At 46.4% G+C, this 12721-nt stretch carries 18 protein-coding genes; all 18 read left to right on the forward strand.

Annotation, left to right across the window (positions count from 1 at the left end; all coding sequences use genetic code 11):
- Window positions 1-216 precede the first annotated feature (216 nt).
- The 18 genes from flgB (at window position 217) to fliR (ending at window position 12697) form a co-directional block, all read left to right on the forward strand.
- On the forward strand, window positions 217-576 hold the full coding sequence (gene flgB, locus IGI76_RS00495; RefSeq protein ID WP_017144455.1) for a flagellar basal body rod protein FlgB: 360 nt from the start codon (window positions 217-219) through the stop codon (window positions 574-576).
- Window positions 577-597: 21 nt separating this feature from the next.
- The gene (gene flgC / locus IGI76_RS00500; RefSeq protein ID WP_333718868.1) at window positions 598-1014 is read left to right on the forward strand and encodes a flagellar basal body rod protein FlgC; all 417 of its coding nucleotides are present in this window, start codon (window positions 598-600) and stop codon (window positions 1012-1014) included.
- Window positions 1015-1021: 7 nt separating this feature from the next.
- Window positions 1022-1345 (forward strand): flagellar hook-basal body complex protein FliE, encoded by a 324-nt coding sequence (gene fliE / locus IGI76_RS00505; RefSeq protein ID WP_081117647.1) that lies wholly within the window; start codon window positions 1022-1024, stop codon window positions 1343-1345.
- Between the two features lie 27 nt (window positions 1346-1372).
- Window positions 1373-2995 carry a flagellar basal-body MS-ring/collar protein FliF gene (gene fliF, locus IGI76_RS00510; protein ID WP_333718869.1) on the forward strand — a complete coding sequence of 541 codons (1623 nt, stop codon included), beginning with the start codon at window positions 1373-1375 and terminating at the stop codon, window positions 2993-2995.
- A 10-nt stretch (window positions 2996-3005) separates the two neighbouring features.
- Complete coding sequence (fliG, locus tag IGI76_RS00515; RefSeq protein ID WP_005226586.1) at window positions 3006-4010, forward strand: flagellar motor switch protein FliG; 1005 nt, start codon at window positions 3006-3008, stop codon at window positions 4008-4010.
- Window positions 3994-4752 carry a hypothetical protein gene (locus IGI76_RS00520; RefSeq protein WP_121260394.1) on the forward strand — a complete coding sequence of 253 codons (759 nt, stop codon included), beginning with the start codon at window positions 3994-3996 and terminating at the stop codon, window positions 4750-4752. Before fliG ends, IGI76_RS00520 begins: the two co-directional genes overlap by 17 nt.
- Window positions 4749-6101 carry a flagellar protein export ATPase FliI gene (fliI, locus tag IGI76_RS00525; RefSeq protein ID WP_005226590.1) on the forward strand — a complete coding sequence of 451 codons (1353 nt, stop codon included), beginning with the start codon at window positions 4749-4751 and terminating at the stop codon, window positions 6099-6101. The genes IGI76_RS00520 and fliI overlap by 4 nt, the downstream gene beginning before the upstream one ends.
- A 22-nt stretch (window positions 6102-6123) precedes the next feature.
- On the forward strand, window positions 6124-6543 hold the full coding sequence (fliJ, locus tag IGI76_RS00530; protein ID WP_333718870.1) for a flagellar export protein FliJ: 420 nt from the start codon (window positions 6124-6126) through the stop codon (window positions 6541-6543).
- A 65-nt stretch (window positions 6544-6608) separates the two neighbouring features.
- Window positions 6609-7982 (forward strand): flagellar hook-length control protein FliK, encoded by a 1374-nt coding sequence (locus IGI76_RS00535; protein ID WP_333718871.1) that lies wholly within the window; start codon window positions 6609-6611, stop codon window positions 7980-7982.
- 12 nt (window positions 7983-7994) lie between these two features.
- The gene (locus IGI76_RS00540; RefSeq protein ID WP_333718872.1) at window positions 7995-8423 is read left to right on the forward strand and encodes a flagellar hook capping FlgD N-terminal domain-containing protein; all 429 of its coding nucleotides are present in this window, start codon (window positions 7995-7997) and stop codon (window positions 8421-8423) included.
- Entirely contained in the window at window positions 8420-8782 is a 363-nt protein-coding gene (locus tag IGI76_RS00545; protein ID WP_015508733.1) for a flagellar protein, read from the forward strand. The genes IGI76_RS00540 and IGI76_RS00545 overlap by 4 nt, the downstream gene beginning before the upstream one ends.
- Before the next feature lie 78 nt (window positions 8783-8860).
- Window positions 8861-9757, forward strand: a complete 897-nt coding sequence (locus tag IGI76_RS00550) for a flagellar hook-basal body complex protein (RefSeq protein ID WP_005232786.1) — start codon at window positions 8861-8863, stop codon at window positions 9755-9757.
- A gap of 35 nt (window positions 9758-9792) precedes the next feature.
- Window positions 9793-9990: a flagellar FlbD family protein gene (locus IGI76_RS00555; RefSeq protein ID WP_005226609.1), complete on the forward strand. Its 198-nt coding sequence runs from the start codon at window positions 9793-9795 to the stop codon at window positions 9988-9990.
- A gap of 11 nt (window positions 9991-10001) precedes the next feature.
- Window positions 10002-10505: a flagellar basal body-associated FliL family protein gene (locus tag IGI76_RS00560; RefSeq protein ID WP_008376623.1), complete on the forward strand. Its 504-nt coding sequence runs from the start codon at window positions 10002-10004 to the stop codon at window positions 10503-10505.
- Between the two features lie 14 nt (window positions 10506-10519).
- Window positions 10520-10885: a flagellar biosynthetic protein FliO gene (locus IGI76_RS00565; RefSeq protein ID WP_008376622.1), complete on the forward strand. Its 366-nt coding sequence runs from the start codon at window positions 10520-10522 to the stop codon at window positions 10883-10885.
- Complete coding sequence (gene fliP / locus IGI76_RS00570) at window positions 10882-11646, forward strand: flagellar type III secretion system pore protein FliP (RefSeq protein WP_333718873.1); 765 nt, start codon at window positions 10882-10884, stop codon at window positions 11644-11646. Before IGI76_RS00565 ends, fliP begins: the two co-directional genes overlap by 4 nt.
- 25 nt (window positions 11647-11671) lie before the next feature.
- Window positions 11672-11935 (forward strand): flagellar biosynthesis protein FliQ, encoded by a 264-nt coding sequence (gene fliQ, locus IGI76_RS00575; RefSeq protein WP_005226613.1) that lies wholly within the window; start codon window positions 11672-11674, stop codon window positions 11933-11935.
- A 12-nt stretch (window positions 11936-11947) separates the two neighbouring features.
- Complete coding sequence (gene fliR, locus IGI76_RS00580) at window positions 11948-12697, forward strand: flagellar biosynthetic protein FliR (protein WP_005232781.1); 750 nt, start codon at window positions 11948-11950, stop codon at window positions 12695-12697.
- Window positions 12698-12721: the final 24 nt, after the last annotated feature.

The following is a 12721-nucleotide window of genomic DNA, read 5'->3' on the forward strand; positions in this document are numbered from 1 at the left end:
AAACAGTGTTTAACAAATAACATAACATGGTTGTAACTTAAATGTCATATCCGTAAAGTTGCAAAAATCAAATTGTAAAATAAAAATAATTCTACTATAATGACATCACGTCTTCTTGTTTTTTTAATCTATAACAAAAAAATAAATAAATATATTTGTTTCTGTTCCATCGCTGAAAAAAACGTTTGGTACAGAAGGTGGAAGGAGCAATTATTGTTGGATACCTATGATTTATTAAAAACAGCCATGAACGTTTCTGCCCAACGCGCAGAATTGATTTCGTCTAATATCGCCAATGTCAATACGGATGGGTACAAAGCAAAACGCATCGTGTTTGAAAGCGAATTAAAGCAGGCACTCGCTTCGTCAGGGACCGACGCTGCAACCGAAGCGTCAGTTTCTCAAGTAAAACCGAAAATCACTGAAAATGCAACTACCAGCATCAAAGACAACGGCAATAACGTGGATCTTGAAGTGGAGATGTTGGATCAAGCAGCCAATGGGTTATATTACAGTGCATTGACCGCACAAGTCAACGGACGCTTGCAAATGATGAACCTTGTATTGAGTAATTGATAGAAAGCGCAGGAAAAACAAATGGGTATGTTTAACGGACTAACGATCAACGCGAGCGGTTTAGCATTGGAACGGTTAAAACTAGATACGATCTCCAGCAATATCGCAAATGTAAATACGAATCAAACACAAACAACCGCGGCTTATCAAAAAAAGAGTATTCTTTTTTCAGAAAATTTAAAAAATAGCCGTGAAGGTACACCGGCTACATACGGTGTCAAAGTGACGGGGATCGCTGCCGATGAGACAGAAAAGCTGACCTATGATCCTACCAATCCCGCTGCCAACGACGAGGGATATATCGGTCAATCAAATGTGGATATTGCCGATGAAATGGTGGCAATGTTGCAGGCGGTTCGAACGTACGAAGCCAATGTCTCTGCTTCAGAAATGAACAAAACGATCTTGAAAAAAGCATTAGAAATATCAAAGGGGTAACGAGAAAATGGATGGACTTTTAACGACAGGATTAACAGACTACCAAAACGTTTTGCGGACACTAGGCACGGGGGCTGCTTCAAACGAGACCAGTGTTGCAGGCGCCAAGGAAAATCAGTTTTCTTCTTACTTGACCCATGCGGTCGATCAGTTGAATCAAAAAACGGCGGTCATGGATCAAGATACTGTAAATTTGATCACCGGCGATGAAAGCGATCTAGGCAATGTGATGATTCGCATGACGGAGGCGCAACTGGCGCTACAAACAGCCGTTCAAGTACGAAACAAGTGTTTAGAAGCTTACAATGACGTGAAAAATATGCAGTTTTAGCAGTGGGTGAGGGAATAAGGATAAATGATGGATAAAGTGAAAGAATGGACAGAACAACTCAAAGACCGTTGGCAAATGCAAAGCTCTTTAAAGAAAATGATCGTTGTTCTTTCCGTTATCAGCGTTCTCGGAATCACAGCAGCTGTTTATTATTTAAATACGCGAATTGAATACGGTATCTTGTTTACGGATCTAAGCGATGCCGATGCGGGAACGATCAGCAAGGATTTGGAGGAACAGCAGATCGCCTACAAATTAGCTGACAATGGAACGACGATTTTGATCGATAAGGACCAAGTCGATGAATACCGCATCAATCTTGCCGTGGACAATAAGTTACCAAATACCAGTACAGGCTTTGAATTATTTGATGATGCCAACATGATGACAACCGACGAAGACCGCAAAATCATGTATCAACGGGCAGTAACGGGCGAACTACAGCGAGCAATCGAGTCGATCGATGCGGTCAAATCCGCCAAAGTTTTACTCGTGATGCCAGAAGAAAGTGTCTTTTCTTCTGAGGAAAGTGCGCCAACCGCCTCCATCGTGTTGACCATGAAAAATCAGCAGATCTCAGACGAGTCCGTGCAAGGGATCGTTACCTTGACTTCCGGCGCAGTGGAAAAGCTGAAGCCTGAAAATGTAAAAGTCGTTGATAGCGCGGGCAATACCTTGACGAGAACCGAAGATGAAGCCAGTCAATTAAGTGGCCTGAACAATAAATACATTGCCATCAAAGATTCCTATGAAAAAACGCTAGAAGAAAAAGTAGCGAAGTTGCTGACACCGATCTATGGTGCAGACAAATTCCAAGTGTCGATCAATTTAGACTTGAATTTTGACTCGATTGAGCGGAAGAAAGTTACTTATGATGACCCAGAGATCAAGAATGAGACAGTGCAGGCTGCTGGTTCGCAAGGGACCGTCCAAGAAGCCCAAACAGGGACGGTGGATGACAATGTCTCCAATGTGACGGGCACGGATGGAGAGGGGAACAATTCCTACAGTCGCTCCGTTGAAAATGAATTGGATACCGAGACCACTACGACTATTACGGCCCCTGGCATGATCGAACGAATGACTAGTTCGATCGTGATCAATGCGAACCTTTCGCAAGCAGATCAAGCAGAATTGCAGCAGTTGATTGCTAGTGCCGTCGGCTATGACAATGACCGTGGCGATCAAATCGCGATCCAAGGATTTGACTTTGCCCAAGCAGAGGTTGATCCAGCCGCTGATCCGCAAGGGAATGAACCGATTGCAGCTGCCAAAGGTTATCTCAAGTACGCCATTATCGGCGGTATCGTGTTGACCTTGTTCTTGGTGATCTTAATGATCGTTGGCGTGATCCGACGCCGACGCAAAGAAGACGAGCTGGAAGTCGATGTGACGGAGGAGATGGTCTCCTTTGCACAACCGTCCGCAGTCAGCACCGGAGCGAGTAACCCAGTTGCACAAGAAGTCGTTTTTGGCGGTGTCGGCAATCGGTCTGCTGAAACGAAACCAGCGGTGCCAGAAGCATCCACACAAGAAGCCGCAGCAGAACATTCAGGAGAACCAACATTGGACCAAACGGCTAGAAATTATGCCGAAAGCAATCCTGAAGTAGCGGCGGAATTGATCAAAGCTTGGATGAAAGAAAAATAAGGGGGCAGCCATGGATACAATAGACGGGGTAAAAAAAGCAGCGATTCTTCTGATCTCTCTAGGATCAGATACCTCTGCAAAGATCATGAAGCTGCTGCCAGAATCATTTATACAAAAAGTGAGCTATGAGATCGCCAACATCGACTTTGTCAGTCCCGAAGAGCGGGATCAAGTATTGGAGGAATTTTCTCATACCGCAACGGCCCGCAAATACGTCTTAGACGGCGGGATCGATTATGCCAAAAATTTGCTGAACCAAGCATTAGGCCCTCAAAAAGCCAAAGAAGTCATTGACGTATTGACTCAGATCCAGCTGCGGGAACGGCCCTTTAATATCGCTCGCAAAGCCGATGTTCAACAGTTGACCAATCTGTTGATCGGCGAACATCCACAAACGGTAGCGTTGATTTTGTGCTACATGCAGCCGGACAAAGCGGCCAGCGTCTTGTCACAGTTTCCCGATCATTTGCAAGTGGAGATCGCTGAACGGATCGGGACGATCTCCAGTACGTCGCCTTTGGTGATCGAACGGATCGAAAAAGTGATCGAGAACAAATTCTCGAATTACATTGAGAACGATACGGAAAATGTCGGTGGTGTGCACACACTGGTAGAAATCTTGAACTCAGTCAGCCGCAGCACCGAAAAGAACATTTTGAACGACTTAGAAAAGCGGCAACCGGAACTATCCAACGAAGTGAAATCCAGCTTGTTTACTTTCGAGGATATCGTGACCCTCGATCGCTTGGATGTTCAAAAAGTCTTGCGAGATGTTCAAAACGATGTGTTAGTCTTAGCGCTTAAAGGCACGACCGATGACATCAAGAACTTTATTTTCTCCAACCTCTCATCACGGGCGGTGGAAAATCTGCAAGAAGAAATTCAATTTATGGGTCCTACCCGCTTGTCTGCTGTAGAAGAAGCCCAACAAAGTGTGGTGGCTGTGATTCGACGGCTAGATGAAACCGGTGAGATCTACATCGGAAGGGGCGACCAAGATGCAGTGGTCAAATAGCAGTTTATTGAAGCAGCAGGCGGTCAAAACGACCGAAGCTGCGCGCAGTATTTTGACGGATACGACCATCAAAGCGCCGATTGAGAAACCAAGCTTAGACCCAGAACTGCAAGCGGCTAGACGTGCACGCCAGTTGGAGCAGGAACGGCATCTGCAGCAAATGGAAGCCTTGAAGCAGCAGATTTTGACCGATGCACAAGAACAAGCGGCGCAAATTCTAGCAGAAGCGAGAACGGAAGGCTTTCAAGCAGGACAAGCAGACGGCTTTCAACAAGGCTATCAAGAAGGACTCAATGCCAGCAAAGAAGCCGCGCAAGCATTGATGGCCCAAGCCCAAGCCAATGTCGCTGAAGCCGTCTCTGAGATCAACGCCTTTCGCTCAGAGAAAAAGCAAGAGATGATCGCTTATGGCACGGCAATCGCTGAAGCCTTGATCAATCAACGTTTTACAGACGAGCAAGCAGGCTTCCTGCCTTTTGTGGAGTCTGTGCTATGGCAATTTGAACAACCCGATCAATTTGTGACTGTTCGCAGCCAAGAGCAGCATCTTGCAGGGGTGCGAGAATTGTTGGAAACCAAAAAGCAGACGATCAGCGGGTTTCGCTATTTACTCATGGCAGATGACAGCTTGGCGGAACACGATTTTTGTATCGAATCTGAAAATGCCTTGGTGGTTTTTGAATTGAGGAAAGAAATCGCTCGCTTTTTGAGCCAATTTCTAGAAAGCAGTGTGAAGGAATGACGTTTGAATTACCGATCACAGCGCTGCGCAAAACGGCGCAAGCACAGCCTTTTTTTACCACCTACGGCAAAGTCAGCGAAGTCGTAGGTCTGCTGATCAAAGTCGAAGGGCTGGCGGTTTTCATAGGGGAAATCTGTGAAGTCGCATTGCAAAACAAGACACATACAGCCTTAGCCGAAGTCGTAGGCTTTGTGAAAAAAACCGTGCTCCTGATGCCCCTTGATCAGCTAGAAGGCATCGGACCGGGCTGTTTGGTGCGGCCAACTGGCAAATCATTGACGGTAAAAATCGATGATACGTTGCTAGGGCACACCTTAGATGGACTAGGGCGACCGTTAGATATGGCGCTGGAGCTGGAAAGTGCGCCAGAATATCCAGTTAGTCAAGATTCTCCTGACCCCTTTCGCCGTCAAAAAATCGCTGAGATCATGCCGACAGGTGTCCGGGCGATCGATGGTCTTTTGACCGTCGGCCTTGGCCAACGGATCGGCATTTTTGCCGGCAGCGGGGTCGGTAAGAGTACTTTATTGGGGATGTTGGCTCGTTATTGCGAAGCAGATGTCATCGTGATCGGCTTGATCGGCGAGCGGGGACGAGAAGTCAAAGAATTTATTGAAAATGATCTAGGCCCAGAAGGTTACCGCAAGTCGGTCGTTGTCTGTGCTACCTCCGATATGCCGCCCCTCGTACGATTAAAAGGGGCTCATGTGGCAACAGCGATCGCTGAGTATTACCGTGATCAAGGGAAGAAAGTCGTATTGATGATGGATTCGGTGACCCGTTTTGCGATGGCGCAGCGGGAGATCGGTCTATCGACAGGCGAGCCGCCGACGACCAAAGGTTATACCCCTTCTGTGTTTACAGCTTTACCGAAGTTGTTAGAACGTAGTGGGATGTCGGACAAAGGCTCAATCACGGCCTTTTATACTGTCTTGGTAGAAGGGGATGACATGAATGAACCGATCGCTGATGCGGTGCGGGGAATTCTTGATGGACATATTCTGTTGTCCCGAAAAATCGCCGCTCAAAATCATTATCCTGCCATCGATATTCAAAACAGCCTCAGCCGCTTGATGAAGACCCTTGTTTCTGAGGAACAGCATAAACATGCGGGGGAACTAAAAGAAAACATGGCCGTTTATGCAGAGGCCAAGGATTTGATCGATATCGGTGCTTACAAAAGCGGCAGCAATGCGTTGACCGACCAAGCGATCGCGCTGCATCACCCCATCCTGCGGTTTTTACAGCAAAAAGTGGATGAGCGGATCCCATTTGAACAAACGATTTTTGAACTGGCGCATTTGTTCAGTGAAGAAGCGCTGATCGAGCGCCAGCGTTCGACCATGTAAAATAGATCATAAAGGAGCAGCTATGCAAGCATTTCATTTTTCCTTAGAAAAAGTATTGGATCACCGAAAAACTATTGAGCAAGAAGCCAAACGCGCTTACGCCCAAAAACAACAATTGTTGATTCAGCAAGAACAGCACCTGAATACGCTGACACAGGAAAAAGCCCAGCTTTTTGATGTCAATGAGATGACCATTGGGCGGATGCAAGTGCAACAACGCTATTTGCTTTCGTTGAATGCCACCATCGATGAGGTTCAGAACAAAATGTTTCACGTGAAGCAAGAATTGGCAGAGTCTTTATCGGTGGTGGTAGAAGCGCAGCAGGAACGCAAGATCGTGGAAAAGCTGCGAGAAAAGCAATTCGCTGAATACACCTATGAACAGCAACTGGAAGAGCAAAAACAATTGGATGAGTTCGGCAATCGCGCCTTATTTTCTTAAAGCACTAATGGTTTTAGTGATGAGACGACTTTGGTTTCAAAGCATCAGCTGAGAGGAGGTGAACAATGAAAGAGATCACAACAAGTGCCGCAACCGCTGTACCTGTCGGTAGCAAATCAAAAAAGACGGAGGCGTCACCAGAAGTCTTCAGTTTGCTGATGCAACAGCTGACGGAACAGACAGCAAGCAATCTGCCAGCATCCTTCGAACCGTCAGGTATGACGGAGCAAACCGCCACCGCACCAGAAATGGGGATTGCCAGCAGTATGGAACATCTGCCACAGGAGCCAGAAATCACTCCAGCAGTCGAACAACCTGCAACGACACAAGCGCCAGAAATGAGCCAGATCAGCCAGGCACCTTTTGCAGGCTTGGTTCAAGAAACGCCCCAGGCATCAATGGCAACGACGGAGCAGAACCAAACGAGCGCCACAGCAGCTTCTCTCGACAGTGTTTCAGCAGCTTTTCCAGCACCAATAGACGTAGCCACCACAGTCATCACCCCCTCCGAGCCTGCGCTTGAAGGTCTAGCTTTGATGACAAATGACAGAAGTGAAGCCGCAGCAACAACGCTTGAAACACCTTTGCCAGAAGACTTAGTAGGCGAGGAGCAGACCACGGCAAAAGGAATCGCTCCTTTCAAGGAAATCAAGGAAGTCGATTCAGTAACACAAGCCGCGATTGCGCAAACGACAGAAGCACAGCTGAAACAGCCCACCGAAGGGACCGCGCAATTGGGCCAAACGGGACCATTGGATCAAGTGTCGCCAGTGACCAACCAAGCGACGGATACGACTAGCACCTTGCAACGCACGAATGAAACAGTCGCCAAAAAAGCGGAAGCTGTTTCTGCACAAGCCATTGCTTCTTCAGCAGTAACTGACAATGAAATGGCGGTACCAGCACTGCAGCTGCTTGATGTTTCTCCCCTTTTGACCAAGCAAGGACTAACGCCAACAAAAGCGAGTATGGAACAAGCGGTCCTGCCCTTAGCAAAAGCGACTGCCCAACTCGTCCAAACGAGCAGCACGGCAAGCGAGAAAAAAATCACGCTGCAATTCGTTCCCGAAAAATTAGGCACGATCCAGCTTTCCCTAGAAACGAATGCCCAAGGCAGCCGCTTAGAACTGACCGTTCAGCAGCCGCAAGCCAAAGAATTATTGCTGTCCATCAAGCATGAGCTAGAGCAAGTTTTGCAAAAGCAAGAGCAGCCGATCCTAGCGATCAAGGAACCTACGTTAGCTTCTGTCCAGCAGGCTAGTCCGCTGGCAAATCAATCCTTTGCCGGCAGTATGATGGCAAGTGACAGTCAGTTAAGCCAACAGCGGTTTTTACAGGCTCAAAAAGGACAAAGCAAAAAGCCGTTTCATCAAAGCAATACGGCTGAAGAAGAGCCGCAATTAGCACCGATCGATCATGCGATCAGTATTTTAGTGTAAAGGAGGAGACCTATGGCAGATGAAATTACAGCAGCTGCGGCCGGTATTGCCAATACATCGGCATTAACGCAAACAAAAAAATCTTCAGATATCTCCATGGATGATTTTTTGAAGATCTTAGCCGCATCTATGAGCAACCCATCGCTGGGAGGCAGCGATTCTTCTGGTGGTAGCACCGACTATATCTCGCAACTGGTTCAATTTACGACCTTAGAGAGCTTGAATGAATTGAGCGAAACGTTGACGACCTCGGTGATTTTACAGCAACAGCAGCAAGCCTTTAGCTTGATCAATAAACAAGTCACTCTGATGGACGGCACAGAAACATTGTCAGGAACCATCGAAAAAGTCCGCTTTGCCAATGGCTACGCCACGATCGTCGTAAATGGCAAAGAATACAGTATGAGTGCGATCCAAGAGATTGGCGGCGAAGCAAAATGAGTTTGACGATTCAACAGGGGCTGCAAAAAGTTGCCGGGGAGCCTTATCAACATCCCCGTAAAGGCGTGGACAAACAAGCCTTTTCTGCAATGCTTGAACAAAAACAAAGCGACATCAAAGTCTCGCATCATGCGCAAAAGCGTTTGACCGCAAGAGAATTGACCTTACAAGACGATGATTATCAATCCCTTTCAACGGCGCTTAGTGAGCTCGCGGAAAAAGGCAGCAAAGAATCACTGCTCGTGTACAAAGATATGGGCTTGATCGCCGATGTCCATTCACGAACCATCATTACGGCGATGGGGATGAATGAGCTTCACACCGTCACCAATATTGACAGCGCCACATTTATCAAATAGCAGCTGGACTGAAAAGGGGCTGCAAGTATTTTCTGAATGACAGAGGAAAATACGCCAACCATAAGGAGGAAAACAAGCATGTTACGATCATTATATTCAGGTGTCAGTGGAATGAAAAATCTTCAAACGAAAATGGACGTGGTTTCCAATAATATCGCCAACGTCAATACGGTTGGATTCAAATCAAGTCGAGTACTTTTCCAAGACATGATGAGCCAAACGATGTCTAATGCAACTGCGCCAGGCAACGGCTTAGGCGGGATCAACGCAACGCAGATCGGTTTAGGGGTTCAGACGGGCTCCATCGATACTATCAATACAGTCGGTGCCCCGCAATCGACAGGTCGCAGCATGGATTTTTATATCAGCGGACAAGGCTACTTTATGGTACAAGGACCAGGAGCAAATGGCGAAACCTATTACACACGAGATGGCGCATTTGTTCGCGACAGCAACGGAACCTTGACCAATAGTGATGGGATGCAAGTCTTAGGTCGTTCAGTCAATGGCGGTCAACCAGTTGTCTATGATGACAACTTTGATGAAAACACGGCATTGAGCGGACAAGGTGCGGTATCTCCCTTGTCGATCCCAAGCACACTGACCGTCAATGGGGAAACCTTGACCTATAACTCCATGGCAATCGATGCCAATGGCTTAGTGTTGGCAAAATACGGCAATCAAACCTTTGTGATGGGAAAAGTCGGTGTCGCAACCTTCAATAACCCAGAAGGCTTAGAAAAAGTCGGCGGCAACAACTATATCCAAACCAGCAACTCAGGAAATGCGATCGTTGCAGGACCTGGCAACAATGGCGCGGGAACGCTGCAAGCAGGTGCCTTGGAAATGTCGAATGTCGATCTTTCGACAGAATTTACCGAAATGATCATTGCGAGCCGTGCCTATCAAGCAAATTCAAGAAGTATTACGACTTCTGATGAAATGCTGCAAGAATTATTGAATCTAAAACGTTAAGAACGTGACGCTTCATCATTGAGAGGAGTTTGACCATGATTCTAGTGACCGCATTGAATGGCAAGCCATTCTATTTAAATCCAACATTGATTTATCGGATCGAAGAAATGCCGGATACATTGATCACACTGACAGACGGCAAAACCTTAGTGGTGACGGAAGCTGCGCAAGAAGTTGCGCAGCGGGTGATCGAGTATCATACGGTGATCCATTCGAACCAAGTGAAAACGTAAGGGTGGGAAAGATGGCAAAAGAAGAAAAAGTACCAAAAGCAGAAAAAGAGAAAAAAGGCTTGAACATGGTTGTTTTACTGCCGATCCTCTTGATCGTGGTAGTCGGCGGCAGTATCGGCGGAACCTTAGTGACGAATCACTTTTTGACGGGGGAAAAAACAGCAGCTGCTGAAACAGCAAAAGACAGCAGCAAAATCTCCTCAGACGAAGCGATCGTGGCGTTGGATGAATTTTTAGTCAATCTGGCAAAAGAAGACAACCAAGAGCAGCAATACATGAAGGTCAATTTATCGATTTTAGTGGCGGATGAGGAAAAAAGTGCGGAAGCCACGAAAAATGTGGCTGTCATTCGTGACAGCGTCGTAAACTTATTGCGCCAACAAAAGGCCAGCGGTATTTTGAGCTCCGCCGAAAGTGTACCGAATTTAAAAAAAGCATTGAAAGAAACAATTAATCAGGAATACGGATCAGAAATCGCCAAGGATGTTTATGTGACGGATTTAGTGATCCAATAGAAAGAGGCATGTTGATGGAAACATTTTTATCGCTGGTCAAAATGATTGGGTTTTTGCTGCTTATTCTTTATTTGATCAACATTAGTTTGAAATATTTGAATCGTTACACGAACCAGCACAATCACCAGTTGCGTATTTTGCAAAAAATCGCCGTCAGCAAGTCGTCTTCGATCGGGATCGTCCAAATCATGGACAAATGTTACGTCATGAGCTTTTCTGAACAGCAAAATCAGATCATCAAAGAGTTGACGCAAGAAGAAACGGCCGCTTTTTTACAGCAAAGCCTAGAAAGCACCCAAGTGCAAGCTGGCAAAGATTTTTCTGAATGGCTAAACAAAGCCAAGGCGGAAATTGCTGGAAAACGAGGCAAGCAAAAATGAAGATCAAAGGCAGAGATATCAAGATCATGGCTGCGGTCCTTTTCAGCAGTCTGATGCTTCCGCAGACGGCATTTGCGCTAGACACGGAAGACGTCAGTTCCACCATCAACAATTTATTGTCGAATGGGAATGGCTCAAGTGATACGATCAATACCTTCTTGTTGCTGACGCTGCTTTCCCTTTTACCAGTCTTGCTGATCATGATGACTTCTTTTACTCGTATCATCATGGTTTTGTCCTTTGTGCGCAGTTCGTTAGGCACACAGCAAAACCCGCCCAATCAAGTGTTGATCGGGTTGGCCTTATTCTTGACATTTTTTATTATGAAACCTGTGTATACCGACGTCTACGAGCAAGCGATTGAACCGTTTGATCGACAAGAGATCAGCCAAGCCGAAGCCTTTGACCGCTCAGAAAAACGGATCAAGGCCTTTATGATGGTACAGACACGGGAAAAAGACATTGCCTTGTTTGCGGAAGCTGATGGGGAGACCGAAAAGTATCATTCTTCTGACGATGTTCCTCTGACCGTTATGGTACCGGCGTTTATTATCAGTGAGTTACGAACGGCTTTCAGTATCGGCTTTTTGATTTTTATCCCCTTTTTGATCATTGATCTGGTCGTCTCCAGTATCTTGATGTCGATGGGGATGATGATGCTGTCGCCGATCATGATCTCACTGCCCTTCAAGATCTTACTATTTGTTTTAGTGGATGGCTGGTATCTGATCGTGGAGTCGCTGATCAAGAGCTTTCAATAGCCGCTAAGAAAGGAGCCAAGAGGAAATGACAGTAGAAATGGTACTTGATGTGCTAAGGGAAGCCTTTCTTCGAATTTTAGCGATATCTGGCCCTGCCTTATTGGTCGGCATGCTCGTTGGATTGGTGATCAGTATTTTTCAAGCCACTACCCAAATCCAAGAACAAACGTTGAGCTTTGTGCCGAAACTATTAGCGATTTTTTTGACCTTGATCTTGGCGGGGAATTTTATGCTGAATCTCTTGTTGAATTTTACCAAAATGATCTTCAAGATGATTGCGGCAATGTAAGGAGGAAACCTGATGGCGCCGATTCAAGCGACGGTGTTGATTTTTTGTCGAATATTGGCGTTTGTCGTCCTTTGTCCGATCTTCTCACAGCAAAATTTTCCGTCACTGGCAAAAATCGTGATCGGCATGGCGTTGACGGTCCTATGTCTGCCGACGGCACCTGCGATTCCCGAGCTTTCCCTTTTTATGCTGACGGTTTTCGTCATCAAGGAAGTACTGTTTGGGATGGCGATGGGCTATTTGAGTCAGCTGGTCTTTACTGGTGTGGAAATTGCGGGTCAACTGATCGACTTTCAAGTAGGCTTTTCGATGGCGCAAGCCTATGATCCGACGTTGCAAATCGCCTCTTCCCAGTATGGCAAAACGTACTATTGGCTGACGATCGCTGTGTTTTTTGGACTTGATCTGCATCATCGACTGATCACAGCACTGCTGTTGTCTTTTCGGATCGTGCCCTTAGGCTCTGTGGTGATCCAAGGCACGACGGTTGAAGGCATCGTCAAACTTTTCAGCCAAATGATGGTGATGGCAGTCAATCTTGCGGCACCAATGATCATTGCGCTGCTGTTGGTGGACCTGGTGCTAGGTGTGATTTCTCGGTCGATTCCCCAGATCAATATTTTGATGATGAGTCTTTCGATGAAAACCGCCATCAGTTTTGTGGTGTTTCTCTTGCTACTACCCAATGTTCTTTCGTACTTAGGCAAACACTTGCCAGATACGGTCCGCTATTTGCAGGAGTTTATCGAGTCCTTTCAATAAAGTAACAGGTAGCCAGCAGGAGGT

This window comes from Enterococcus sp. DIV2449a (assembly GCF_051711225.1).
Classification (GTDB): Bacteria; Bacillota; Bacilli; order Lactobacillales; family Enterococcaceae; genus Enterococcus_D; species Enterococcus_D casseliflavus.